This window comes from Verrucomicrobiia bacterium, from assembly GCA_035765895.1.
Lineage (GTDB): Bacteria > Verrucomicrobiota > Verrucomicrobiia > Limisphaerales > DSYF01 > DSYF01.
In genome coordinates this window covers 28,308-52,970 of sequence record DASTWL010000013.1, presented here as the reverse complement: position 1 = coordinate 52,970, position 24,663 = coordinate 28,308, and the positions used below count along the sequence as shown (strand labels likewise).

Annotated in this window: 29 protein-coding genes and 1 pseudogene; 10 read left to right on the top strand and 20 right to left on the bottom strand. The window is 61.5% G+C overall.

The features are described from left to right. Positions 1-116: 116 nt before the first annotated feature. Together VFV96_03170 and VFV96_03165 are read left to right on the top strand one after the other, a co-directional pair. Positions 117-341 (top strand): hypothetical protein, encoded by a 225-nt coding sequence (locus tag VFV96_03170; protein HEU5069395.1) that lies wholly within the window; start codon positions 117-119, stop codon positions 339-341. Positions 342-459: 118 nt separating this feature from the next. Next, complete coding sequence (locus tag VFV96_03165; protein ID HEU5069394.1) at positions 460-1,353, top strand: hypothetical protein; 894 nt, start codon at positions 460-462, stop codon at positions 1,351-1,353. On the opposite strand, the gene VFV96_03160 is transcribed toward VFV96_03165, so the two are convergent. Continuing rightward, entirely contained in the window at positions 1,354-2,352 is a 999-nt protein-coding gene (locus tag VFV96_03160; protein HEU5069393.1) for an N-acetylmuramoyl-L-alanine amidase, read from the bottom strand. A 124-nt stretch (positions 2,353-2,476) separates the two neighbouring features. On the opposite strand from VFV96_03160, the gene VFV96_03155 reads away from it, so the two are divergent. The 6 genes from VFV96_03155 (at position 2,477) to VFV96_03130 (ending at position 7,536) form a co-directional block, all read left to right on the top strand. Beyond that, positions 2,477-3,766 (top strand): citrate synthase, encoded by a 1,290-nt coding sequence (locus VFV96_03155; protein HEU5069392.1) that lies wholly within the window; start codon positions 2,477-2,479, stop codon positions 3,764-3,766. A 69-nt stretch (positions 3,767-3,835) separates the two neighbouring features. After that, the gene (sucC, locus tag VFV96_03150; protein HEU5069391.1) at positions 3,836-5,038 is read left to right on the top strand and encodes an ADP-forming succinate--CoA ligase subunit beta; all 1,203 of its coding nucleotides are present in this window, start codon (positions 3,836-3,838) and stop codon (positions 5,036-5,038) included. An 8-nt stretch (positions 5,039-5,046) separates the two neighbouring features. Then, positions 5,047-5,259: a hypothetical protein gene (locus tag VFV96_03145; GenBank protein HEU5069390.1), complete on the top strand. Its 213-nt coding sequence runs from the start codon at positions 5,047-5,049 to the stop codon at positions 5,257-5,259. A 15-nt stretch (positions 5,260-5,274) separates the two neighbouring features. Further along, on the top strand, positions 5,275-5,646 hold the full coding sequence (locus VFV96_03140; GenBank protein HEU5069389.1) for a VOC family protein: 372 nt from the start codon (positions 5,275-5,277) through the stop codon (positions 5,644-5,646). Positions 5,647-5,674: 28 nt separating this feature from the next. Further along, positions 5,675-6,574, top strand: coding sequence for a succinate--CoA ligase subunit alpha (gene sucD, locus VFV96_03135; protein HEU5069388.1), 900 nt, complete (start codon positions 5,675-5,677; stop codon positions 6,572-6,574). 104 nt (positions 6,575-6,678) lie between these two features. After that, entirely contained in the window at positions 6,679-7,536 is an 858-nt protein-coding gene (locus VFV96_03130; GenBank protein ID HEU5069387.1) for a hypothetical protein, read from the top strand. Here VFV96_03130 and VFV96_03125 read toward each other — a convergent pair. The 13 genes and pseudogenes from VFV96_03125 to VFV96_03065 all read right to left on the bottom strand — a co-directional run bounded on the left by VFV96_03125 (position 7,533) and on the right by VFV96_03065 (position 16,357). Then, positions 7,533-8,627 carry a hybrid sensor histidine kinase/response regulator gene (locus tag VFV96_03125; GenBank protein HEU5069386.1) on the bottom strand — a complete coding sequence of 365 codons (1,095 nt, stop codon included), beginning with the start codon at positions 8,625-8,627 and terminating at the stop codon, positions 7,533-7,535. The genes VFV96_03130 and VFV96_03125 overlap by 4 nt on opposite strands. A 139-nt stretch (positions 8,628-8,766) precedes the next feature. Beyond that, the gene (gene can, locus VFV96_03120; protein HEU5069385.1) at positions 8,767-9,399 is read right to left on the bottom strand and encodes a carbonate dehydratase; all 633 of its coding nucleotides are present in this window, start codon (positions 9,397-9,399) and stop codon (positions 8,767-8,769) included. Between the two features lie 25 nt (positions 9,400-9,424). Continuing rightward, complete coding sequence (locus tag VFV96_03115) at positions 9,425-10,516, bottom strand: class II aldolase/adducin family protein (protein HEU5069384.1); 1,092 nt, start codon at positions 10,514-10,516, stop codon at positions 9,425-9,427. A 12-nt stretch (positions 10,517-10,528) separates the two neighbouring features. Beyond that, positions 10,529-10,895: pseudogene (locus tag VFV96_03110) on the bottom strand (four helix bundle protein). A gap of 23 nt (positions 10,896-10,918) precedes the next feature. Further along, on the bottom strand, positions 10,919-11,227 hold the full coding sequence (locus VFV96_03105) for a EutN/CcmL family microcompartment protein (protein ID HEU5069383.1): 309 nt from the start codon (positions 11,225-11,227) through the stop codon (positions 10,919-10,921). Continuing rightward, complete coding sequence (locus VFV96_03100) at positions 11,224-11,502, bottom strand: EutN/CcmL family microcompartment protein (protein ID HEU5069382.1); 279 nt, start codon at positions 11,500-11,502, stop codon at positions 11,224-11,226. The genes VFV96_03105 and VFV96_03100 overlap by 4 nt, the downstream gene beginning before the upstream one ends. Positions 11,503-11,504: 2 nt before the next feature. Then, on the bottom strand, positions 11,505-13,007 hold the full coding sequence (locus tag VFV96_03095) for an aldehyde dehydrogenase family protein (protein HEU5069381.1): 1,503 nt from the start codon (positions 13,005-13,007) through the stop codon (positions 11,505-11,507). Between the two features lie 16 nt (positions 13,008-13,023). Continuing rightward, a complete protein-coding gene (locus VFV96_03090; protein HEU5069380.1) occupies positions 13,024-13,341 on the bottom strand; it encodes a EutN/CcmL family microcompartment protein in 318 nt (105 codons plus the stop codon). Positions 13,342-13,432: 91 nt separating this feature from the next. After that, a complete protein-coding gene (locus VFV96_03085; GenBank protein HEU5069379.1) occupies positions 13,433-13,717 on the bottom strand; it encodes a BMC domain-containing protein in 285 nt (94 codons plus the stop codon). Between the two features lie 40 nt (positions 13,718-13,757). Next, on the bottom strand, positions 13,758-14,948 hold the full coding sequence (locus tag VFV96_03080; GenBank protein HEU5069378.1) for an acetate kinase: 1,191 nt from the start codon (positions 14,946-14,948) through the stop codon (positions 13,758-13,760). Positions 14,949-15,030: 82 nt separating this feature from the next. Continuing rightward, positions 15,031-15,309: a BMC domain-containing protein gene (locus VFV96_03075; GenBank protein HEU5069377.1), complete on the bottom strand. Its 279-nt coding sequence runs from the start codon at positions 15,307-15,309 to the stop codon at positions 15,031-15,033. A 36-nt stretch (positions 15,310-15,345) separates the two neighbouring features. Then, positions 15,346-15,633, bottom strand: coding sequence for a BMC domain-containing protein (locus VFV96_03070; protein HEU5069376.1), 288 nt, complete (start codon positions 15,631-15,633; stop codon positions 15,346-15,348). A gap of 43 nt (positions 15,634-15,676) precedes the next feature. Beyond that, on the bottom strand, positions 15,677-16,357 hold the full coding sequence (locus VFV96_03065) for a phosphate propanoyltransferase (GenBank protein ID HEU5069375.1): 681 nt from the start codon (positions 16,355-16,357) through the stop codon (positions 15,677-15,679). A gap of 87 nt (positions 16,358-16,444) precedes the next feature. Here VFV96_03065 and VFV96_03060 point away from each other — a divergent pair, with 87 nt between their 5' ends. After that, the gene (locus tag VFV96_03060) at positions 16,445-17,227 is read left to right on the top strand and encodes a DeoR/GlpR family DNA-binding transcription regulator (GenBank protein HEU5069374.1); all 783 of its coding nucleotides are present in this window, start codon (positions 16,445-16,447) and stop codon (positions 17,225-17,227) included. A 171-nt stretch (positions 17,228-17,398) separates the two neighbouring features. Beyond that, on the top strand, positions 17,399-17,935 hold the full coding sequence (locus tag VFV96_03055) for a GNAT family N-acetyltransferase (protein ID HEU5069373.1): 537 nt from the start codon (positions 17,399-17,401) through the stop codon (positions 17,933-17,935). A gap of 17 nt (positions 17,936-17,952) precedes the next feature. On the opposite strand, the gene VFV96_03050 is transcribed toward VFV96_03055, so the two are convergent. The 6 genes from VFV96_03050 to clpX all read right to left on the bottom strand — a co-directional run bounded on the left by VFV96_03050 (position 17,953) and on the right by clpX (position 24,663). After that, positions 17,953-18,894, bottom strand: a complete 942-nt coding sequence (locus tag VFV96_03050; protein HEU5069372.1) for a glycosyltransferase family 9 protein — start codon at positions 18,892-18,894, stop codon at positions 17,953-17,955. An 8-nt stretch (positions 18,895-18,902) separates the two neighbouring features. Next, entirely contained in the window at positions 18,903-19,463 is a 561-nt protein-coding gene (locus VFV96_03045; protein ID HEU5069371.1) for a hypothetical protein, read from the bottom strand. Positions 19,464-19,499: 36 nt separating this feature from the next. Continuing rightward, entirely contained in the window at positions 19,500-20,855 is a 1,356-nt protein-coding gene (gene miaB, locus VFV96_03040; GenBank protein ID HEU5069370.1) for a tRNA (N6-isopentenyl adenosine(37)-C2)-methylthiotransferase MiaB, read from the bottom strand. 91 nt (positions 20,856-20,946) lie between these two features. Next, positions 20,947-21,540: a CDP-diacylglycerol--glycerol-3-phosphate 3-phosphatidyltransferase gene (gene pgsA, locus VFV96_03035; protein HEU5069369.1), complete on the bottom strand. Its 594-nt coding sequence runs from the start codon at positions 21,538-21,540 to the stop codon at positions 20,947-20,949. A gap of 81 nt (positions 21,541-21,621) precedes the next feature. Continuing rightward, entirely contained in the window at positions 21,622-23,301 is a 1,680-nt protein-coding gene (gene rimO, locus VFV96_03030) for a 30S ribosomal protein S12 methylthiotransferase RimO (GenBank protein HEU5069368.1), read from the bottom strand. A 72-nt stretch (positions 23,302-23,373) separates the two neighbouring features. Beyond that, complete coding sequence (gene clpX, locus VFV96_03025; protein HEU5069367.1) at positions 23,374-24,663, bottom strand: ATP-dependent Clp protease ATP-binding subunit ClpX; 1,290 nt, start codon at positions 24,661-24,663, stop codon at positions 23,374-23,376.

The window sequence follows — 24,663 nt, the reverse complement described above, 5'->3', positions numbered from 1 at the left end:
ACGTGACCGGCTCCCACGCATCACTCATTTGATTTTTCCCCGACCGATCTGACGCCTGCCCATTTCACTTTGCCAAAGCGCGCGGGCTGCCGTAGCGTCCCACCACATTCGTTGCCATGGCACGACTCATTTTCAAAACCGCCTTCACGGCCGCGTTATTGCTGCTGCTGGTCATCATGGGCATGAACAACCGGCAGCTGGTCGAACTGAATCTGCCGCCGTTGCTGTCCCGGACTGAGAAGCAGCCCGCGGCCATCATGTATTTCGGCTTCTTCGCCGCGGGCTTGCTGGCCGGCGCGGTGCTCACGGCCGGACGCCGCGGCAAGAGCAAGTCCGAATAGCCCGCCTCGCGCTTCCTGCATGCACGCGAGCCGGCCACGAATCGTCTCCCCGCCACCCTCCCGGCGCGGGCTCCGGCTCCGGCTCACCCGGGGGCTGGCCGCCTGGCTGTTGTTGCCGATGCTGTCGACCGGCGCCGAAACCAACTCCCCGCCGCCGGACGGCTGGTTGACCAACGCGTTCACCTGGCCGGATTTCGCGGGCTCACCGGCCAGCAGTCAGCCGGACTTCGAAAGCCTGCGGGCCGAAACCAGCGGCGGCAGGCTGAAAATCTTCTGGAGCCCGTCCGCCTTGGATACGAATGCCGCCGTGCAATTCTTTGTCAGTGCAGATTCGCCCGGCCACTGGCCGGCACGCGACTGGCGCGGCTACGGGGCCGTCGCGCACGATACGAATTGGGAGGCCCGGATTCCCGTGGATGATGTGGATGTGCCGCTCGTTTACTTCGCCGCCGCGGCACGCGCGGGCGCGACGAACTTCTCGCCTCCCCGCATCACCCTGCCCCGCGCCCTGGGTCTGGCGGAACCGACGCGCATATTCTGGCCGTTTGTGGAGGGATTCGAGGAAGGGCCCGGCAGTTGGCGGCTCGCCAGCGACGCCGGGTCCCTGCGACTGACCAGCGAGGCAAAGCACGGCAAGGCGGCCCTGTTGCTCACGCTGCCCGCCGGCAAAAAGGCGGTCTCGGTCGGCACCACCCGGCTGCGCGGCTGGAAAGTGATGCAGCACGGCATCCGCGGGTTCAGCGTCTGGCTGCGGACGCGCCAAGGCACCGCCACGGCGCGGTTTGCCCTGCATGCGGATGCCTTTACGCCGCACCATGCGCGCGATGAGAGCCAACTCGAGGTGCGCATCTCGAATCACTGGCAGCGGGTGGACGTGCCGTTCGACTCCTTTCACCAACCGCCGCCGGCGGGTTTGGACTGGGTGACGTTTGAATTCGTGGCGGATGGCCCGCGGGAAATTCTGCTGGATGACCTGCAATACCTCGGTCCGTGGGAATTGGACGCAGAGTAGTCAGCCCGGACGTTCCACGGTTTTTTTGTAAGCTACAATCCCGTCCGCAATGGCCCGGGCCATCTGTTGGCGATACGCAGTCGAGAAAATCTTCTGTCCCTCGGCCGGATGGCTCATGAACCCGGCTTCCACCAGCACGGCGGGCATCGTCGCATCGCGCAGCACGGCAAACCGCGCCCGGCGCACGCCGCGGTCGTCGGTTTTCAAGGTGTCCAGCAGCGCGGATTGGATTTTGCAGGCGAGCCACACGTTCTGTGCGTTGAACCGGTTGCCCGGGTAGCCGCCGGTCTCCGCCCCCACGCCCCGGGCGTTGGTGGAACTGGCGCCCGCAGGCGTCAGGCAATACGTCTCAGCCCCGCGCACCGCTCCCTTGCCGGTGGCCACGGCGTTGAAATGCAGGCTGACGAACAGGTCTGCGTGCGCGCGGGCCGCCGCTTTCGGACGTTCCGGCAGGTCCACATACGTGTCCGTGCCGCGCGTCATCACGACCTTGAATCCGCGTTGTGCAAGCTGGGTCCGTAATTCTTTCGCCAGCAACAAGGTGAATTGCTTTTCCTGCCGGCCCGCCTCCTGATTGCCGGAATCGCGACCACCATGGCCCGGGTCCAGACAGATGGTTCGAACCTTGCGCCCCACCGGCAACCGGGGCGGATTGAGCAACGGCTCCAGCGCCCTTGCCGCGTCGAGTTCGGCAAGGTAAAGGGCGCCGTCCCGGCCCGCGACCGGCAGGGAGAGGTAAAGACGGATGTCGTTGAAACGGATTCCCGGTGAATCCAACGTCAGCCAGAGGCGATTGCCGCCGCCCGCGAGCTGGAGGGTTTTTCCGGGAACCAGCCAGCTCGATGACAACTCGTGGGTGCGCGCCCAGTCCGACACGCGCAGGTAAGCGCGGCCGTTGGCCGCGATGCGTTCCACCGGTCGCGGTGCGGCGGGCGCGGCGGCAACCGCCAGTGCCCCCAGCAATCCGAGCGATACGAAAAAAGCCCGCAAAAAATTCACGCGCCCGGAATGTGCCGCTGGCGCCCCGCGCCGCTCAAGTGAAATTGGCGTTTGCTGTTGCGTGGCTTGGCCCGATGCGGATAGCTTCTGCTGTCGGTTTTGGAGCGAACCGGAGCAAATCACCATGGCAAAAACAGTTGAACTGAAGATCGAAGACAAGACCTATCAATTCCCGGTGGTCGAAGGCAGTGAACAGGAGCGCGGCATCGACATCTCGCAGCTGCGCGCACAGACGGGTTACATCACCTTGGATGACGGCTATGGCAACACCGGTTCCTGCAAAAGCGCGATTACGTTCATTGACGGCGAGCAGGGCATCCTGCGCTATCGCGGCATCCCGATTGAGGAGGTGGCCGAGAAGAGCTCCTTCATCGAGGCGGCGTTCCTGATCATCTGGGGGCACCTGCCCTCACCAGCCGAGCTGCGCCGGTTCTCCGAACTGCTGACGGAAAATTCGATGCTGCACGAGGACATGAAGCAGCAGTTCGAGGCGTTTCCCGCCAACGCCCATCCGATGGCCATCCTGTCGTCCATGATCAACGCGGCCAGTTGTTTTTATCCGGAACTGCTGACGTCTGAGATGAAGGCGTCCTTCGACCTGCAGGCGGCCCGGCTCATTTCACAGGTGCGGACCATTGCGGCGTTTGCGTATCGCACGTCACGCGGCCTGCCCATCATCTACGCCAAGCCGGACTACAAATACACGGCGAATTTCCTGCACATGATGTTCTCGCATCCGCTGAAGGATTTCGAACTCGATCCGGCCGCGGTCAAGGCGCTCGACCTGATTTTCCTGCTGCACGCAGATCACGAACAAAACTGCTCCACCTCGACCGTGCGCATGGTGGCTTCCAGCCGCGCAAACCTGTTTGCCAGTGCCGCCGCAGGCGTGTGTGCCCTCTGGGGGCCGCTGCACGGCGGTGCCAACCAGGCCGTGCTCGAAATGCTCGAGGACATCCACAAGTCCGGCGATGACGGCTCCAAATTCATCACCGCGGCGAAGGACAAAAACAGCGGCAAACGCCTGATGGGCTTCGGTCACCGGGTTTACAAGAATTACGATCCCCGCGCGAAAATCATCAAGCGCGCCTGCGACAACCTGCTGGAAACCTTGAAGATTTCCGACCCGCTGCTGGACATCGCCAAGAAACTCGAGGAGGCCGCACTCCAGGAGTCTTACTTCGTCGAGCGCAAGCTGTATCCGAATGTGGACTTCTACAGCGGCATCATCATGCGCGCCCTCAAGATTCCGGTGGAAATGTTCACCGTGCTGTTTGCCATCGGGCGCATGCCGGGCTGGATCGCGAACTTCAAGGAAGTGATGGAAGATTCCGGCTCGCGCATCAACCGGCCCCGCCAGATTTACACCGGTCCGACCTTGAACCACTACGTGCCCCTTCGGGACCGCAAATAAGCGGCTCCTCCGGGTCACCCTCCGCTCGCGTTCCACGCGGCGGGCAACGCATTTGCCAAAGAAATTCCGATGAACATCCACGAGTATCAAGCCAAGCAACTCCTCGCCCAATACGGCGTCGCCGTCCCCGCCGGTTCGCCGTGCAAGACCGTCGATGAAGCCAAAGCCGCCGCGGAAAAGCTGTTCGCCGCGGGCCACAAGCTCGCCGTCATCAAGTCGCAAATCCACGCCGGCGGACGCGGCAAAGGCACCTTCAAGCACGGCTTCCAGGGCGGCGTGAAGCTCGCCAAATCCGTCGCCGACACGGTGAACTTTGCCGAGAACATGCTCGGCAAGACGCTCATCACGAAGCAGACCGGGCCTGATGGTCGTGTAGTGGGCACCATTCTCGTTGCTGCCGCCGAGGACATCAAAAAGGAATTCTACCTCGCCGTCCTCCTCGACCGCGCCGTAAGCCAGCCGCTCATCATGGCGAGCACCGAAGGCGGCATGGACATCGAGGAAGTGGCGGAAAAGCATCCCGAGAAAATCGTCAAGGAACACGTGGACCCGCTGATGGGCTTCCAAGCGTGGCAGGGCCGCAAGATCGCCGCTGCGCTCGGGCTCAAGGGCGACCTCGCCAGTCAGTGCGCCAAGCTCATCGCCGGTGTTTACAAGACGTGGTGGGAATGCGACGCCTCGCTCGTCGAGATCAATCCCCTTTGCATCTGCATCGGTCCCGATGGTAAGGAGAAGATCATCGCCGTGGACGCCAAGATCGGTCTCGACGACAACGCGCTTTACCGCCACAAGGACATCCAGGAGATGCGCGACCTGGCCGAGGAATCGCCGCTGGAAATCGAGGCGAGCAAGTTCAACCTGAATTACATCAAGCTCGACGGTTCCATCGCCTGCCTCGTCAACGGCGCCGGCCTTGCGATGGCCACGATGGACATCATTCAGCACTTCGGCGCCAGCCCGGCCAACTTCCTCGACGTCGGCGGCGGCGCGAGCAAAGACCAGGTCACGGCGGCGTTCAAGATCATTCTCACCGACCCGAGCGTGAAGGCCATCTTCGTGAACATCTTTGGCGGCATCATGGATTGCAACGTCATCGCCACCGGCATCGTCGCGGCCGTCAAGGAAACGGGCTTGAAGCTCCCGCTCGTCGTGCGCCTCGAGGGCAACAACGTCGCCGCCGGCAAGAAGACGCTGGCTGAATCCGGCCTGACCATCATCAGCGGCGACTCGATGGCCGACGCGGCGCAGAAGGTGGTTAAAGCGGTGAAGTAAATCGCTGGGTGAATCCGGGTGTTCCAACAAGACCGGGCGATCAGCCCCTGCACGACGGCAACATGACCGTTGAGCAGTTGAGGCGCCTGGTGGAAATCCAGACGGAAGTCGTGAAACAGGCAGAGCAGGTTAAACTCGCGCAGCAGCATCGCCGCACCAACGCGCTGAAGCTTGCCGCCGCACCCCGCCGCCTGCTCTCATTTCTGTCGCAACTCTGGTGACCGGGAAGAAGTCGTATGAAAATCAAAGAAATTGCCTTCAGCTGTTATGCCGTCACAGACATGAAGCGCGCCCGCGAATTTTATGAGGGCGTGCTGGGGCTGAAACCCACCAGTCATTACGGCGAGCCCGGCGGTCCGCAGTGGGCCGAATACGAAATCGGTCCCGGTGCACTGGCCATTGGCTGCGCGCCCGGGATGTTCAAGCCCGGCCCGGACGGCTGCTCGGTTGCGCTGGAGGTTGAAGATTTTGATGCCGCCATCGCCACGCTCAAGCAGCATAACGTGAAGTTCCGCATGGAACCGATGGAAACCCCCGTGTGCCACATGGCGATGGCCTTCGACCCCGACGGCAACACGCTGTGCATCCACAAGCGGAAGCAATCATAAATCCCAAATCCGAAATCATAAATTTCCCATGGCCATCCTCGTTAAACCCGACACCAAAGTTCTCGTGCAAGGCATCACCGGCGAATTCGGTGCGCGCCACGCCAAACTCTCCATCGAATACGGCTCTGCCGTCGTCGCAGGCGTCACGCCCGGCAAAGGCGGGCAAGTCTTCGAGCACAACGGCGTCAAGGTGCCCATCTTCGACACCGTCGCCGATGCGGTGAAGCAGACCGGTGCCACGGCAAGTGCTGTGTTCGTTCCGCCCGCCTTCGCGGCCGACGCGATTCTCGAAGGCGTGGATGCTGGCCTTGATCTCGTCGTCGCCATCACGGAAGGCATTCCCGTTCGCGACATGATCCGCGCCAAGCAGGGCATGGCCGGCAGCAAGACGCGCCTCATCGGCCCGAACTGCCCGGGCATCGTCACGCCCGGCACGGGCAAGGATTCGCACGGCGGCTGCCGTATTGGCATCGCGCCCGGCTACATCCACAAGCAAGGCAACATCGGCGTCGTCTCGCGCTCCGGCACGTTGACCTACGAGGCCGTGTGGCAGCTCACCTCGCGTGGTGTTGGCCAGAGCACCTGCGTGGGCATCGGCGGCGACCCCGTCAACGGCACATCGCACCTCGATGTCATCAAACTCTTCATGGCCGACCCGGAAACGACCGGCATCATCATGATCGGCGAAATCGGCGGCAGCGCGGAAGAAGAAGCGGCCGAATGGATCAAGCAGAACGGCACCAAACCGGTCGCCGGCTTCATCGCGGGTGCGACCGCCCCTCCCGGACGCCGCATGGGTCATGCGGGCGCCATCGTCAGCGGTGGCAAGGGAACAGCGGAAGCGAAGATCGCCGCATTCAAGGCCGCTGGCATTGGCGTCGCCACCACGCCGAGCGACATGGCGGACACATTGTTGAAGATGATGTGAGGGCGGACGAGTTGGATGGTTGAATTGTTAAATGGTTAAAGGGCAGTGCACCATCTGCGCCTGTTTGAGCTTTCACTGAGTAAACCGTTTAACTTCGCCCAAGCATGTCCCTGCTCGACTTCATTCTGAATCTGGCGGGGCTGCTCCTCTGGGTGAGCTGGCGTTACGTCCCCTTTGATCCCCTCAGCCAGCGCCGGCCGGCCACGCTGACCGGCACGTTACGGTCAGCCAACCGTCACTCCAAGTTGAGCCGCTCCTTCATGAGCATCGCCTCCTTGGTGGCGCTCTTCGCGTTGCTGTTCCTCCGCGGTCTTTTTTACTGGTGGCTGGGCGAGGCATTGGAGTGGACGCCGGGAATCAATCTGGGAGCCATCACGATTGCGTTCCGCAGTGATCTGCTGTGGCGAATGATGCTTTTTTCCGTGGGCAGCTTTGCCAGCACGCTGCTCCTGTTTTACGGCATGCTAATTCTGCTTTCGGTCGTTCATGGTCGCGACGCGGATGCCGAACCCTGTGTGCGGTTCCTGCGCATCCAACTGGGTGCGATCCACGGCTGGCCGGCGTGGCTGAAAGTGCTGCTCCCCGCGCTGGCCGCCGGACTGGCGTGGCTGGCCTGCGAACCGTTCCTGGCCCGGATGGGCATCGTTCCCCGGGCGCAAACCTGGTCACTGTTGCTGCAACAAGCGGGTGTGCTGAGCTTGAGCACTTATCCGCCCTGGAAACACCTCATCGGGGCCGTGCTGGTGCTTCATCTGCTGAACAATTACATTTACTTCGGCAATCACCCGGTCTGGGGCTTCATCAACACCACGGCGCGTCGACTCCTGCAGCCGCTGGGCTGGACTCCGCGCATCGGCATGGCAGACTTCACGCCACTGGTGGGCATTGCTCTGGTCTTTGTCGCCGCCGAATTCATCCAGCGCGGGCTGACCTGGCTCTACCCCCGACTGCCGCTGTTTTAGCCGGGCGGCGGAAGTTTGACCGTCACCGTGGTCCCCTCTTCCGCATTGCTGGCCAGCGTCAGCGTGCCGCCGTGCAGTTCGGTGATGCGCTTTGTAATGATGAGCCCCAAGCCGGCGCCCTGCTGTTCCTGCGACCGGCGATTGAACTGCATGTAAGCGCCGATGCGGGCGATCTGGTCGGACGTCAGGCCGCGCCCGCGGTCGTTGATTGCCAATGACACGCTGGTGGGCGAGGCGGCCAACGTCACCTTCACCGGCGAACCTGGCTTGGAAAACTTGAAGGCATTTTGCAGCAGCTCCTCGGTCATCTTGGCCAGATAATCCTCCGCGATCGGCATGGAAACTCCAGCAAGCTCCAATTGCAGATCGGCATTCCGGCCCGCGGCGGCGGCCGTCGCGCGCGCCTTTTCCTCGACAATCTGCCGCGCGACCGGCGTCACCTTGCCCCGCAGGGCGGCGGCCTTGTCGGGATCGGCGGCCGCGATTTCCAATTGCACGTAAACGAGAAAATTGTCGATCAGCCGCTCCAGGCGCTTGCCGGATTCGTAAATGGTCTGCCCCATCTCGCTGATCTCCGCGGGGGTCAGCGAGTCCGCGGAAAGTTGCAACAATTCGCCAAAACCGAGAATGCCGTTCAACGGCGTGCGCATTTCGTGTGGCAACATCAGGCTGATGTTGTCCCGCAAATCGGAAAGCTTCTTTTCCGCCTCCTCCCGGGTCGCCTGCGCCTTTTTGAGCCGGGCTTCCACGGCGGCATACAGGGCGTCCAACGTAAAGGGCTTGGGCAGATAATCGTCGGCGCCGAGTTCCATGCCGTGCCGCATGCCGGCAGTGTCGGCCATGCCGGTGATGAGAATGAAGGGAATGGACGCCGTGGCCGGTTCGTTGCGCAGGGTGGAGAGGGTCAGGTAGCCGTCCACCCGCTCCATGCGCACGTCACAGAGGATGAGATCCGGCAAATCTCGCCGCGCGATTTCGATGCCGGTCGTGCCGTTATCCGCTTCAATGACCTCATAGCCGCGCTCGACCAAGGCCATCTTGACCATGTCGCGCAACCATTCTTCGTCATCAATGACCAGGATTTTTTTCATCGGATGCCCGTGATTTACGTCCGCTGCGATGGCAATACTGATGCCAGCTGTCAGCTTCGGGCCAAATTAAGGGGGAAAGCATTGAAGTCGAGCCTCATTCCACCCGACGGAGCCAATGTTCTGCCGACGCCGGCCGGGCTTATTGCAAGGCCCGGGCGTTGACGGTAAAACTTCTCTCCACATTTGAGGCGCTGACATGAAGATCACGCACCAGCCCGTCCCGCAGACTGTAAACCCAGCCGTGCACGGTCAGCGGCTGCCCGCGCTCCCACGCGCTGCGCACCACCGTGGTCTGCGTCACGTTCAGCGCCTGCTCAATCACATTCAGCTCACACAAGCGCGCCACCCGCTGCTCCGCCGGCAGGCGGTCCAGCAATTCAGCGTGCTTCTGCATGACGTCCTGCACGTGCCGCAGCCAGTTGTCCACCAGGCCAAACTTGAGGTTCTCGTAAGCGGCCTGCACGCCACCGCAGCCGTAGTGCCCCACCACGATGATGTGCTTCACCCGCAACACTTCAACGGCGTATTGAATGCAGGAAAGGCAGTTCAAATCGGCATGCACCACGACATTTGCAATGTTGCGATGCACAAAGATTTCCCCCGGCAGAAGGCCCACGATTTCGTTGGCCGGAACCCGGCTGTCCGAACAGCCGATCCAGAGATATTCCGGCGATTGCTGAAGCGACAGCTTCTTGAAAAAATCGGGTCTGTCGGCACGAATGCCCTCGGACCAAGCCCGGTTGTTGTCGAACAGATGCTGTAACGGCTGCATGTGGCACCTGCCGCTTTAGCAGGCATCACCCGCCCTTGGCAAGGATTTGGTCAGTAATGGCCTGCACCAGTTTCTCCGCATCAGGATCGGGCGCGGGGCCGGAAACATCAGAATGCGGCGGCACAGCACAGGTTGCGCCCGGACGCCAGTCACCCGTGTCGCAGAGCTCGCACTCCTTCATGTTGTAGCGTGGATCCACGTAACCGAGGCTCTTCTTGATGTTTAAAATGTCCTTCATCTGCCGGCCCGTGAAGGTGTTGATGGGCTTCCCGAGTTGCGCCGCAACGACGATCGTGCGGCAGTAGGCCTCGATGATTTCCATCCGCCAGTAAGCTTCCTCGATATTGTTGTGCGACCACGTCACGACGCCGTGATTGGCCATGAGGATGGTGTTGTATTGGTCGGTCAACTCGGCGACGAGCTTGCCCATCTCCGGCGAACCGGGCGTGCGATACGGTGCGACACCGACGGAGCAAAAGACTTCATACTCCGGCAGCATGCACGTGGGCGGCGCCTCGCCGACGATGGCGAACGCCGTGGCGTAGGGCGGATGACAGTGGCACGTGGCAACCGCATTGGGCTGGCGCTTCATCATCTGCAGGTGCATCAGGATTTCGCTGGTGCGCTTCTTTGTGCCAAGCAGTTGCGTGCCCTCGAAATCCACGAGGCACATGTCCTCCGGCTTGAGCGAGCCTTTGCTGACGAGCGTGGGCGTGCAGATGGCGATGTCTTCGCCGACACGGATGGCCATGTTGCCGCCGTTGCCGTCCACGTATTCGCGCGCCCAAAGACGCTTGCCCATCTCGCAAATCTGAACCTTCAGACTGTGTGCGTAAGCCGAGTTGAAGAACGCCTCCAACTCACGCTTCGGCGACTTGGAATTCAACTTCACCGGCGGAGGAGCAAGGTGCGCGCCGGCCACGTAGGCCACATCGCCATTCGGCGCTTTGGCTGCGGCAGGCTCGCCGTTGCCACCGGTGGACGCGGCCTTGTTTTCCAAATCACGGATCAGGTCACGGGCCGACGGCGTGATGATCGCGTCGCCCGGCAGTGAACTTAGCGAGCCGCCCTTCTGAATCAGTTCCTCAACGTCCCGGGCTGTGATGACTTTATTCATAGTATCGAGCATCTAGGAGCGAGAAGATAGAATCGCCCGCTCGTAAGCATTTAACATTTTGCTGACTTCCTCGTAATCCGAGAGCAGTTTGCTACAATCGGCATATTTCAAATCCTGCGTCAGTATCAAATAATACTGCACTTCGTCCAAAGACCCTTGCGCGATGTTCATGAACCGCGCTTTGTCCGCTGTGCCCCGCTTCCGAAAACCTTCGGCGATGTTGGCCGGCACGGACACCACCGCCCGGCGCAATTGTGAACTCAACCCAAACCGCTCTTCGGGGAGGGAATCCGCGTGTCATTTGGTATACGCTCAACACCAGCGCATGCGCCCTTTGCCACACCAAAAGATCTTGAAACTTTCGTGCTGGAGTTCCCATGCTCGCTCCCAGCTTCTCGCTCCTCACTCCTTCCGGAATGGATTGTAAAAAATTTCGTCCACCAACGCCGCGTTGATGGCGTCAATCGGTGGCGACGTGGCGAACGGCTGCGCAGCTTCGCGCCCTTCGACGTATCCAATCGTCTGGCCGACCCCGCCGCCAAGCGAGTCGTAAACGACGAGGCTCGGATCCTTACTCAAGCCGGGCGGCGTCTCGCTGCCCTGCTGGTAATGGTCGCGCGTGAACGGGCTCACGATTAGGAAGCGCCCGCCCACTAATTGCGGGTCGAGCTTGCTGAACGTCACGCGACCAATGACCGCGCCCAGCTTCATACCGGCACCCCCGGCTCTTTCTCGTCCACCACGCCGATGACCAGCCAACGTGCCGGGCTTTTGTCGTCGCCCACCGCTTTGCGCGCGGCCATTCCATCCGACGAAATCACCACGCGCTGATGCATGCCGGCGCCATGGGAATCAATCGCCACCTGCGGCGCGCCTTCGGGTTCGCCCGCGTTGTTAATGGGCTGGCAAATCACCAAGCGCCAGCCGTCGAAGCTCGGATGCTTCCGAGTCGCAACCACATTGCCTTCGACGCGTGCGAGGAGCATGCTTAGTAAATCCGTAAATTGTCCACCATTACGCAGCGGCGGACGCGCGTAAAGGTCTTTGGGTTCGTAACGCCTTCGCCGGTCGGCGTGGCGATGGAATAACTCAGGTAACCTTCGCCGCCGAGGCCTAGACCGGCCATGCTCGGACCGTTCTTGATGAACAACGTGGTATCCATCGCCCGCGCCATCGCGGTCATGTGCTCAACGTTGTGCGAGTGGATAATGGACGTGTGGCGATACTCGTGCTCGGATTGCTTCGCGAATTGGATGCCCTGCGCAATGTCTTTCACGCGCACGATGGGCAGGAACGGCATCATCTGCTCTTCCTGCACATAGGGATGCATCAGGTCAGTCTCACCAAAGAGCAACTCGGTGCCTACCGGCAGATTCACGCCCGCGGCTTGCGCCAGGACGGCAGGATCTTTGCCGACAAAATCTTTATGCACATGAGCGCGGGCACAGCCTCCCGCCTCGGCTTCATCGAAGGTGAACGCCGACTTAGTCAAACGCTCGATCTGGCCGCCGTTCAACTTGAGCGCGCCCGCGTTCGCCATCTCGGCCATCAACTTGTCCGCGATGTGGTCGAGCACGAAGACCTGCTTCTCGCCGATGCAGAGAAGATTGTTGTCGAAACTCGCGCCCGCGATGATCGCCTTCGCTGCGCGCTTCAAATCGCATGTGTCGTCCACGAGCACGGGTGGATTGCCAGGGCCAGCGCAGATGGCGCGTTTGCCGGTGAGCATCGCGGCTTTCACCACGGCGGGTCCGCCGGTGATGAGCAACAGGCGGACGACTTCGTGTTTGCAGATGACGTTGAAGGAATCGAGCGTCGGCTTCTCGACCATGCACGCGATGCTCTCGATGCCGGTCTCGCGGAAAATGGCTTCGTTGTAGGCGCGCAGCGCGATGGCGGCGCACTTCGCCGCGCTCGGATGCGCGTTGAACACGACGGCATTCCCCGCCGCGACGATGTTCACGATGTTGCCGCTCATCGTCGGCACAGAATGCGTGCTGGGCGTGACTGCACCCACGACGCCGAACGGAGTGTATTCCTCCATCGTGATGCCGTGGTCACCGCTGCGCCCGTCGGGGCGGATCCATTCCACACCGGGCACAAGCTTGATGATCTTCAGCTTCGCGATCTTGTGGTCGAGGCGGCCGATCTTTGTCTCCTGATATTCAATGCGGCCCCACTCGTCGGCGTAGGCGTCCGCCATCTTCTTGATGATATCAACGATCTTGGAACGACCTTCCATTCCCTTCTCGCGCAATTGCAGAAACGCTTCATGCGCCGCGGCACAAGCTTCGTTCGCGTCTTGAAACACACCGAACTTGCGTCCGCCACTCGACGGCGCGGGTGTGACGGCGGGGGGCACGTGGCAACCGCAGGTGGCGTTCGTTGCGGGCGCGGCGGGCCTCGCGGTCGGCGCGGGAGCAGAGCCGCCCAAGCGGTTCATTACGTCCGCAACCACATCGCGGATCAGGGTTTCGTTGATCTGGCTCATCGAGAGTTAAGTTGCGTCAGGCGCCGGTGCGCGCGTTGTAGATGACTTTCCCCAGCACGTCCACGGTGTCCACGATGCCGATGATGACGGCGTCCACGGGGCAATCCTTGAGGCCGGCGGACAGACGGGCGGAACTGCCCTGGCAGAACATCACCAACTCGCCCAGGCCGGCGCCCACGGTGTCCACGGCCACGATGGTGTTTTGACCGTTCTTGAACTTGGTCGGATCTTTATCATCCACCAGTTGAGGCCGGACGAGCAGGAGCTTGCGTCCGAGCATCGTGCCCTCTTTCTTGGTGGCAACCACCGAGCCTTCGACTTTGGCGAGGAACATAAAGTTAGGAGTTTGAAGTTAGAAGTTAGGAGATAGGAGCCAGAAGGCTGGCACTCGCGTGCCATTCCAACTTCCAGCTTCTCGCTTCTAACTATTTTTTCTTGGGCAACACTGCTTCGACGTCTTCGTGCGGACGCGCAATAACGTGGACGCTGACGATCTCGCCCTTGATGGACCTGACCGCCTGCGCGCCGGCGTCAACCGCGGCCTTCACTGCCGCGACGTCGCCGACGACGCACGCCGTGACGAGCGCGTTGCCGACCTGGGTCATGGGGCCGACGAGCTGGACGTTCGCCGCCTTGAGCATCGCGTCCGTCCCCTCGACGAGGGCGACGAGGCCGCGTGTTTCGATCATACCGATTGCTTGTTGTGCCATAAATTTGTTGATGATTCTAGGTTGATGGTTGAGGGAAAAATCAGTTCTTTGCCGCTTCGAGCAGGCGCTTGGTCTCGCGGGCGACGACGAGTTCTTCGTTCGTTGGGATCACGAGCACTTTCACTTTCGAGTTGTCCGCGCTGATGACAGCTTCAGTCGCCTTCACTGCGGCGTTCTTCGCCGGGTCAATGATGACGCCGAGATTGTCGAGGTTTGCGCAGATGGCGGCGCGCAGGTCGGCGCGGTTTTCACCAATCCCCGCGGTGAACACGATGGCATCCGCACCGTTCAACTGAAAAAAGTAGCTGCCGACCCAGTGCCGCGCGCTGGCCACGAGCACGTCGAGCGCTAGCTTCGCGTTCGCATTGCCCTGCTCCGCCGCGGCGCTGATGTCACGGATGTCGTTGGACACGCCGCTCAAGCCCTTCAAGCCGCCTTCCTTCGAGAGCTGGCGTTGCGCTTCCTCGATGCTTATGCCGAGCGTCTTCACGGCGTAAGGCAATGCCTCGGCATCGAGATCGCCGACGCGATTGTTCTGCGGCAAGCCGGATTGCGGGCTGAGCCCCATGCTGGTGCCGATGCCCGCGCCGTTCAGGATGCCCGTCACGCTGGAGCTGCCGCCGAGGTGGCAGGAGATGATGCGCACGTTCGCGCCGTTTACCGAAGTTTTCACGCCGTCGAGATAGAGTCGACGCGCGCGCTCCGCGATGTCGTTGCGACCGAGCAATTCCGCCGAGCGCTCGGCGATGAACTTGTGGCTCGCGCCGTGGAAGCCGTAGCGTCGCACGCCGATGTCGTGCCACGACTGTGGCACGGCGTAACGCATGTTGGCCTCGGGCGCGAATTGATAGAACGCCGTCTCAAACAACCCGACGCGCGGCACGTCCGGCATCCGTTGAGCGAAGAGCCGGATGCCCGTGATGTAAGGCGGATTGTGCGCGGGCGCGAGCCCGATGTAATCGGTCATGGCCTGCAACACGCGTTCGTCGAGCCGGACGCAGCCACTGACGCCTTTCGCCAGCACCGTCTTGAAACCGACGGCGGCGAGTTCGCGTTCGCTGCTGATGGCGCCCGCCTCCTTCAACTGCGCGAGGCAGTCCTCGATCGCCTTGGGATAATCGGTCACGCGCTCAAACCCGCCCTTGTGGAGCAGGCGCTCGGCGCCGTTCGAGAAATCGAACAGCCGCCACTTGAGCGACGTGGAACCGAGATTGGCGACGAGGATTTTCATTCTGGTAGATAGAAGTTGGAAGCTCGGAGTTAGAATTTGCTTCGGCCGTTCTAACTTCTATCTCCTGACTCCTAGCTCCTGATCAGGCCAGCCACTTGCCGAGACCGGCCAGGTCGTCGTGCGGACGTGGAATCACCTGGACAGCGACGACGGAACCCACTGTTGCGGCCGCCGCAGCGCCGGCATCCGTCGCAGCCTTCACGCTGGCGACGTCGCCGCGGAAGAACACGGTGCAGTAACCGCTGCCGATCTTCTCCCAGCCCGTGAACGTGACGTTTGCGGCCTTGAGGGCGGCATCCGTGGCTTCGAACAGGGCGCAGAGTCCCTTGCATTCGATCATTCCAATTGCTTGTTGAGCCATAAAATTGTTGAGGTTCTTGTTTGGCAGTTGATGGCGTTACTTCTTCACGGCGGCTTCGCCGAGGAAACCCTTCGCCAGGTCTTCGTGCGGACGGGCGATGACGTGGCTGGCGACGAGTTCGCCGACTTTGCTGGCAGCTTTCGCGCCCGCGTCCACAGCGGCTTTGACGCTCGCGACGTCCCCGCGGCAGATGACGGTAATGAGACCACCCCCGATGGGAATCGTCTTGCTGATGGTGATGTTCGCGGCTTTGGCCATGGCATCGGTTGCTTCGATGCTTCCGGTGTAGCCCTTCGTTTCAATCATTCCGATGGCTTCGCTCATAAATTATTAGTTGATGGTTCTTGGTTGATAGTTGATGGGAAAATCACTTCGCAAGTTCGCACGGCGTTTCGAGCTGGAGGTTGCACGCATTACCCTCGTCCGTATCAATGTGAACTTCCAATTTGAAGCTCGGGTCCACGCGGCAGACCATTTTGTCGAGCGTCAACCCGCACGGGCCGCCGATCTTCAGCTTCATATGGTCGCCGGCTTTCACACCGTAAAATTCCGCATCGGTTTGGTGCATGTGAACGTGGCGCATCGCGCGAATCACGCCCTGCTCCATCGCGAAGAAACCCGCCGGCCCCATCAACATGCAGCCGGGAGTGCCCTTGATGTCGCCGGACATGCGGAGTGGAATATCAAAGCCGAGCGCGACGGCGTCGGTGTAAGCAAGTTCGACCTGATTGAGATTCCGGCACGGGCCGAGAATGCGGAGATTGGAAATCACACGGCTGCGCGGGCCGATGAGGGTCACCGTTTCCTTCGCGGCGAATTGGCCATCCATGTAGAGCCACTTGTGAACGGTGAGCTTGTGGCCTTTGCCGAAAAGGATCTCCACTGCTTCGGGCGTGAGATGGCAATGGCGCGCGCTGACGTTCACCACGAGCGGACTGGGGGCCTGCGCCATGCGCGGCAAAGGCTTGCCGAGTCGAGCGTAAACCGACTGCCGAACCATGTGCTCAATCACCGCGCGATGCGGAAGCTGTGCTGGTGCCGTGGCCATAATTGTGGGCGCGACTTTGACGAGTTTTGATAATTCGGTCAACAAATTTCTTGCAATATCTTCCAAAATCTATCACAAACACACTCAATGTCGGCAGACGAGCGTCAAAAGCGCATTGAGGAATACCTGCAAAAGGCGGAATTCGCCTCGTTGGAGGAGCTTTCTGCCCATGTTGGGGCCTCGGTTTCGACAGTTCGCCGTGATTTAACCGCCCTTGAAACGAACGGTAACGTTAAGCGAACCCACGGCGGAGCCCGCATTGTCAGTCCGCCCACGGATGAATTCGCTTTTTCCGCCCGTGATACGCATCAACTGAATGAGAAAGAGGCCATCGGCCGGGCCGCCGCGGCGCTGATTCAGCCGAATCAGAGCGTCATTGTGGACGCGGGCACGACGGCCTTCCACGTCGCGCGCCATTTGGTGGACAAGGTGCAGATGGTCGTCACCAATTCACTGCCGGTTGCGAACCTATTTGCCTCAGCCAGCCGGGTGGAAGTCGTTGTCAGCGGAGGGATTATCTACCCGCGATTGGGCGTTTTGGTGGGGCCGCTTGCGGTTGAGACATTTGGCAAGATTCACACGGATGTGGCGATCATGGGTGCGGGTGGCATTACGCCCGAAGGCATTACGAACTCCCATGCGCTGTTAATTGACATCCAGCACCAGATGATTCGCGGCGCGCAGAAGGTCATTCTCTGCCTGGACCACACCAAATTCGGCCGCAAATCAATGATCCCCCTGTGTGAACTGAGCGCCGTGCACGCCATCGTCACGGATGCCGTCCCGCCGAATGATTTACTGGAAGTCATTCAAACCAAAGGTATTGAAATAATTGTCGCGCCGCCGCCGGAAACGGTGCTTCCCAAATGATGGTGGTCGGGCGCGCAGCCAAGGGCGTCACGACTCCGTGATTTGCGTTGAGTTTTTGGGCGGCTGGCCTGAATTTTCTCCCTGCTGGGTTGCGACCTGCCCATCCGCCTACCATGGTGACAAGCGCCGGAAACGCGCCACTTTTTTGAGCTTTTTAGAGATTGGGATGCTATGAAATCGAACGACGCTGCGAATGCAGCGCCCATTGAGATCCGTGAAATGGCGCTGGGCGACATCGAACCAGTGTTCCATCTGGGCGGCAAACTCTTCACGGCCGAACGCTGGCCCACGTTATACCGCTCGTGGGACGAGTATGAACTCGTGGATCTCTACGAATCACATGGCGAATACTGCCTCGTCGCGGAAGCCAACAAGCGTGTGGTTGGCTTTGCGCTGGGCATGATGATGAAAAAACCGCGCAACGCATGGCGCTACGGCTGGCTGCTCTGGCTCGGCGTCGCGCGGCGACATAAGCGTCGCGGCATTGGCGACCGCCTGGTAAACCGGCTCACGGAGCGTTTCATTGAGGACGGCGCACGCATGATGTTGGTGGACACCGACGTGAACAACGAGAAGGCCATCCACTTCTTCAAGAGTGCCGGTTTCACCAATGGCATCCACCACATCTACATGTCGCTCAACCTGGAATCACACCCGCGTTACATCGAGCGCAAGGCCGAGCGCGAGGGCTGGCTCGCCACCGAATAGTCCGCCCACCCCAAAACTTATACGGCCGCACCCTGCAACAGCACGCCCAGCGCCTGCCAAACCTGTTCCACCGGCAACCTCGCCAGACCGCCTTCCGCGCGGGCAATGATGACGCGCTTTCCCTGCGGCCGCCAGACGGCCTCGGTGGTGTGCCCCCAAAGCGCGAGCGTGGGCACCGCCAGCGCGGCCGCCAGATGCGTGATGCCGGAATCGTGGCCGACAAACGCGGCACAGAACCGCAACAGCCCCGCCAGTTCGGCGAGCGGCAGACTGCGCGCCAGCCGGACGCGCGGCGTGGAAAGCCGCGCCGCCAGCCGCTCCAAACGGTCGCCTTCCGCTTCGCCGCCCACCAGCAGCACGTCATTTGGACTTTCCGCCAGCACGCGCGCCAGCAACGCCTCCCAACTGGCCTCCGGCCAGTTTTTCCGTTCGCTCCCGCTGCCCGGATGCGCCGCGATTAAACCGCGTTCACATGCATTTCCGGCCGCCGCGACCGTTTGTTTGATCAGCCGGGGAACCGGATCGGCATCGAAAATCGCCAGCCGTTCGAGCGGCTTGAGATAAACCTTCGTCGCGTGCTCCTGCCCGCTTTCCTTCGGCCGGTGAGGCCCCTGGAGGAATTGGGCCCGCGAGCACGCCGCCACGTTCGTTCTGAAGATGTCGTCGGGGTCAAACAGGTAGCTGACGATGATGTCAAAACGCGCAAAGTAATCCGCGGTCGCCGGATCCAGCACGCCGCGCCGCGCGAAAAAACCCGCCAGGCCGCGCGCTTCAATGGGTTGAACGCGATCCACCAGGCCGCCGTATTGCGCCAGTTGCGCGATGTGGGGATAGCCAAGAACTTCGAGATGCGCTTCGGGAAATTGCCCGCGAAGCGCAGCCATGGCCGGCAGCGTCAGAATGAAATCGCCGATGGCACCGCCGCGAATGACGAGAATGCGACCCCGGGTGACACGCATGCACGGGGTCAGAAGTTGTGGAACGCCGTCAGTCCCAGTGCCGCAACGAACAGACAGAAGCCCAGGCGCAACCCGCAACCGATCCGGGTGCGGCCCTCGGTGGCGGTGTTCCACTGGATCCAGTCGCGCAGCCGCCACGGAGAAACCGTCAGCCAGATGCCCGCCACCACGAAAACGTAAGCCCAGCCCTGAATCACCAGCACCCAGGGTGAATCTGTGAGGTGCGGCCGGCCCGTGTCCACCATGAGCTTGGCCAGCAACAGAAACACAACCGCCAGTCCGCGCACCGCGAGAAAGTCATGCACAAAGATGCACGTGCCCAGCCCGATGGCGGCAAAGGCGATCATCATGTGCGGCTTGAAGGCGGCGAAGTCGGCGATGGATTCCAGACTCAGGTTGTAGAGGAACCAGGCGGTGCCCAGCACCATCAGCGCCACGCCCGCAGGAATGTGGCGCGGAAACTGGCGCGCCTTCGCGGCCAGCCCTTTGGGGTTCAAGAGCCCGTAAGCCTGCGGCACGGCGCCCATCAGGCCCAGCACGAGGGCCAGCGTAGAAAGCTTGAAATTCATGTCAGGCGGGTAGATTGCCGGAGGCCGGGGTGAGGCTCAATCCAGATTCACAATGGCGGGATCCCCATAAAGGGTGAAATTGCTGGCCCGCGTGATGCGCAGGTCCAGTAACTGGTCGCGGTGCCGTTCAGACCCTTCAAAAACCACGATTTTGTTGCAGCGCGTGCGGCCCGTGAGCCGCGCATCGTTCTTCTTGCTTGGCCCTTCGACGAGAATTTGCACGGTGCGTCCCACAAACGCCCGATGCTTCTCGCGACCTACCTCATTGATGAGCTCGAACAGCCGTGCGTGGCGCTCTTCGATGACCTCCGGCGGGAGCTGCTCCGGCATCGCCGCCGCGGGCGTGCCCTGGCGGGGCGAGTATTTGAAGAGATAGGCCTGGTCGAACGCCGCCTCGCGCACGAGCGAGCACGTCTGTTGAAAATCCCCCTCCGTCTCGCCCGGAAACCCCACGATGATGTCCGTGCTGACGCCGATTTCGGGACGGACGGCACGCAGTTTGCCGACAATCTCAAGAAAGCGCGCCCGCGTGTAGCCACGATGCATGAGCTTCAAGACCCGGTCGCTACCGCTTTGCACCGGCAGATGGGCGCTCTCACACAGTTTGGGCAGGCGTCCATACGCCTCCACGAGGTCGTCACCGTAACCTTTGGGGTGCGGCGAGGTGAAACGAATGCGTTCCAGGCCCTCGATTTCATGCACGGCTTCGATGAGCTGGACAAAGGCGGACTTGCCGTCGCGCCTGGGCAGGTCGCGCTTGGCGTAGCTGTTTACGATCTGCCCCAGCAGCGTGATTTCACGAACGCCGCCCGCCACAAGTGAACGGCATTCGGAAACGATGTCCGTGATGGTGCGGCTGCGTTCCTCGCCGCGCGTGTAAGGCACAATGCAGAAGGTGCAATACTGGTTGCAGCCTTGCATGATGCTGACAAACGCGGTCACGGCCCGGCCGCCTTTGCCGCCCAGCAAATGCTCGCGGATCGCCGCTTCGCTCCCCTGCTCCGCCTCGGTGTCCACCACCTTGTCCCGCCGGCCCGCCAGCAGGTCATCCAGATATTCGGCCGCGCGATGAAACTTCTGCGTGCCCAGGACCAGATCCACATCCGGCAGCCGGTCAATCAACTCCCGGCCACGGCTCTGTGCCATGCAGCCCATGAAGCCGAACACCTGGTTGGGACGCTGCTTTTTGGCCTCGCCGATGACCGCCGCCATTTTGCCGAGCGCCGTCTGTTCGGCGTTGTCCCGCACACTGCACGTGTTGAGCAGCACCACGTCAGCCACATGTTCGGAGGCCGCCAGCGTGTAGCCCTTCGCGACCAGCTGGGCCGCCACGGCCTCGCTGTCGCGCTCGTTCATCTGACATCCGTAGGTCTTGAGGAAAACGCTCGGCATTGAAACAAAAGCGGCGGTCAGTCTAACCATCCGCCGGATGTTGAAAAGCGCGAATGAACCGCGGGGCCCGGCCGCGTTGATCCGGCAGGTCTTACATGTCCTGCAGGAAAAGCGCCCGATTCTTCCACAAGTAGGCGCAGCCGGAATAAATCGTCAAAGCCACGGCCACCCAGACGGAGAGCTGGGCAAAGCTCACCGCCCAGGGAACATCCCGCACGAGATGAAGGCCAAAGATGGACTGACCGACCGTCCCCCATTGCGGGTAAGCGCGCACGGTCAAGATGGCGATGATCGCCACAATCTGCGAAATGGTCTTGTGCTTGCCGAAACCTTCCGCTGCCAGCACGAGATTCTTCGCCGCCGCCAACAACCGCAGCCCCGTGATGGCCAGTTCGCGAGCCACAATCACCACAACCATCCACGCGGGAATCAAATTCAGACCGACAAAGGCGATGAAGGCTGAACAGGTCATGATTTTGTCGGCGAGGGGATCCATCAGGATGCCGAAATTGGTGATGAGCTGGCGTTGCCGCGCAATGCGGCCGTCCAAAAAGTCGGTAATGCCGCCGAGGCTGAACAGCACCAGCGCGAGGGTCTGGTGCCAGGGCATCTCCGTGAACATCACCACCAGAAACGCCGCCGTAAGAACGAAGCGCGAAACGGTCAGCTTGTTGGGCAGATTCATCGGGGAAAGGTTGAACGTTGAATGTTGAACGTTGCAAGTTTCAAAGCGGCAGCCGGCCGCTTTCAACTGGCAACCGGCCGCCTAACCGGCTGGCTCGGCAATCAGATCGTAATCCGTGTGCCCGATGATGTTGACCTTCGCGAACCCGCCGGATGGCAGCTTGCCGCGGATGTAGATCCGGCCGTCAATGTCCGGTGCGTCCGCCTCGCCGCGCGCCACGAGGTAACGGCCCTTGAGTTGGGCCGCATGGGCATCCGTTTCCCGGATAAGGCCGTGCTCCCACGAGGAAACGTTCGCCCCGGCGAGCTGTTTCGCGCTGGCCTCGCCTTCAACCAGCACCTTGATGCTCCGGCCGACGAAGCGTTCCGCCACTTCAACCGCAACCTGGTGTTGCGCGGCCATGGCCCGTTCGCGGCGGCGCTGCTTCACCTGGTCGGACAACTGCCCCGCCATGGCGCCGGCACGCGTGCCGTCCTCCTTGGAATAGGCAAACACGCCAAGCCGCTCGAACTTGGTCTCGCGGATGAAGTCCAGCAACGTTTCAAACGCGGCCTCCGTTTCGCCGGGAAAGCCGACGATGAACGTGGTGCGCAAGGCGATGCCGGGCACGCCGGCGCGAATCCGCCTGAGCAGGTCCACAATGTATTGGCGGGACGTTTCGCGGCGCATGCGTTCCAGCATGTTGTCGTGGATATGCTGGAGCGGAATGTCCACGTAGCGCGCCACCTTGCGACACTCGGCAATGGTCTGGATAAGCTCGTCGGTCCAATGAGCCGGATGCGTGTAGAGGATCCGAATCCAGAAATCGCCGCGCAACGCGTTTAACTCGCGCAACAGCGAGCACAGGGTGGTCGCATCGGCGGTCAGTGATTGGGTGGCTGCGCGGAATTTGTCCGGCGACGAAATCGCGCGGCTGTGATTCGGCCGCAGGTCGAGACCGTAATAGGTCGAGTCCTGCGAAATCAGGTTGATTTCCTTCACGCCGTCGGCAATCAGCGCCTTCGCCTCGGCCACAATGTCGGCCTGCGTGCGGCTCCGGTGCGAGCCGCGCATCCGCGGAATGATGCAGAAGCTGCACGGGTGATTGCAGCCCTCGGCAATCTTCAGGTAGGCGAAATGGCGCGGCGTGAGCCGGAATCGCGGCGTCTCGTAGTCCGGGATGTAAACCGGCCGCGCCGTGACGTCCAAAACCGGCGCGGCAGACGGCGGACTGAGCAGCGTCTTCGTCCGGCCAAACTGCTCCGTGCCGCGCACGGCGTTTTGCGGCCCGTGTTCGTCAGCCGCCCGGCCGTGGTCGAGTTCGGCCAGTTTGGCCACGACCTTTGACTTGCGTCCGCGAACCGGCCCGGACGGATTCGCAACCTTGGCAGCCCGCCGAGCCAGCGCCGTCTTCACGATGTCGCTGACCTGGGCGACCTGATCAATGCCCATGAACGCATCGACCTCGGGGAACAGATTGGGCAATTCGTCGCGGAACCTTTGGGACAGGCAGCCGGAAACAATCAAGCCCTGGCCGCGATTCTTCGCCTCCCGCACCTGCGCGGATTCCAGAATCGTGTCCACGCTCTCTTCCTGCGCCGCGTCAATGAACGAGCAGGTGTTGACAATCACCGCGTCCGCCTGGGCCGCGTCGTTGGTGATCTCGATGCCGTCCTTGAGCAGCGAGCCGAGCATGATCTCGGCGTCCACGAGATTTTTCGCACAACCGAGCGAAATCATGCCGACGCGAATGGGCGGCGGAGTTGGAGCGGGTTTGGTCATGAATCAATGCTGCGCCGGCAAAACGGCGTTCGCCGTGCCGGCCGGCATGGGACGGGCGGAAGGCCTGTGTCGCTAGGCGGCCGCCTGTTTCTCTTTGTGCTGGACGATTGGCTTGGACTCACCGCGCACCACCGGCGCCGTGATGGTCACTTGGGCGACGTCCTCGGAGCCCGGCAGATCATACATCGTGTCGAGCATCAATTTCTCAAGCAAACTGCGGAGCGCGCGGGCGCCGGTGCCCTTTTTAATCGCCTGCACGGCGAGCTCATGCAGGGCGTCCTCCGTGAAATGCAGCGCCACGCCTTCCATCGCCAGAAGCTTGGTATATTGCTTGGTCAGCGCGTTCTTGGGACTCGTCAACACCGTGACCAGCTGGTCTTCGGTGAGTTCGGCCAGCGTCGTCACCATCGGCAACCGGCCGATGAATTCGGGGATGAAACCGAAGCTCAGCAAATCTTCGGGTTCAACGTGCTTGAGCATTTCGTCCCGCTGCACGGCAGCGGCCTTTTGTTGCGCCTCGGCGCCGGCAAAGCCCATCACATGCCGGCCCAGCCGGCGCTGGATGACTTTCTCCAGTCCAACGAACGCGCCGCCGCAGATGAACAGGATGTCCGACGTGTCCACGCGGATGTATTCCTGCTGCGGATGTTTCCGGCCGCCCTGCGGCGGGACTGCGCAAACCGTGCCCTCCAGAATTTTCAACAGCGCCTGCTGGACGCCTTCCCCGGAGACGTCGCGGGTAATGCTGGGTCCGTCCTGCTTGCGCGTGATCTTGTCGATTTCGTCAATATAAACGATGCCGCGCTGGGCGCGTTTGACATCGTAATCACAGTTCTGCAGCAGGCGGAGAATGATGTTCTCCACATCCTCGCCCACGTAACCGGCTTCGGTGAGCACGGTCGCATCGGCGATGGCAAACGGCACGTCGAGGATTTTGGCGAGCGTCCGGGCGAGCAACGTCTTGCCCGAACCGGTCGGTCCAACCATGAGGATGTTGCTCTTTTCCAGTTCGACGTCCGCGTGGGGATCATCGCTGGCGGGCTGCTCTTCACCCGCGGCCGGCCGCTCCTTGATCTGAAGGCGCTTGTAGTGGTTGTGCACCGCCACGGACAAGGTTTTCTTGGCGTGTTCCTGGCCGATGCAATGTTTGTCGAGTTCGTGCCGGATTTCCGCCGGCCGCGGGACGCGGCCGATTGGCTTGTGCTTGCGCTCACGGGCCGCCGCCTCGGTGTCGAGGACGTTCTTGCACAACGTGACGCAGTTGTCGCAGATGTAAACGCCGGGGCCGGAAATCAACTTCTTCACCTCCGCGTGGGACTTCCCGCAGAAGCTGCACATCGTCATGTTCGTCGGACGGGCCAT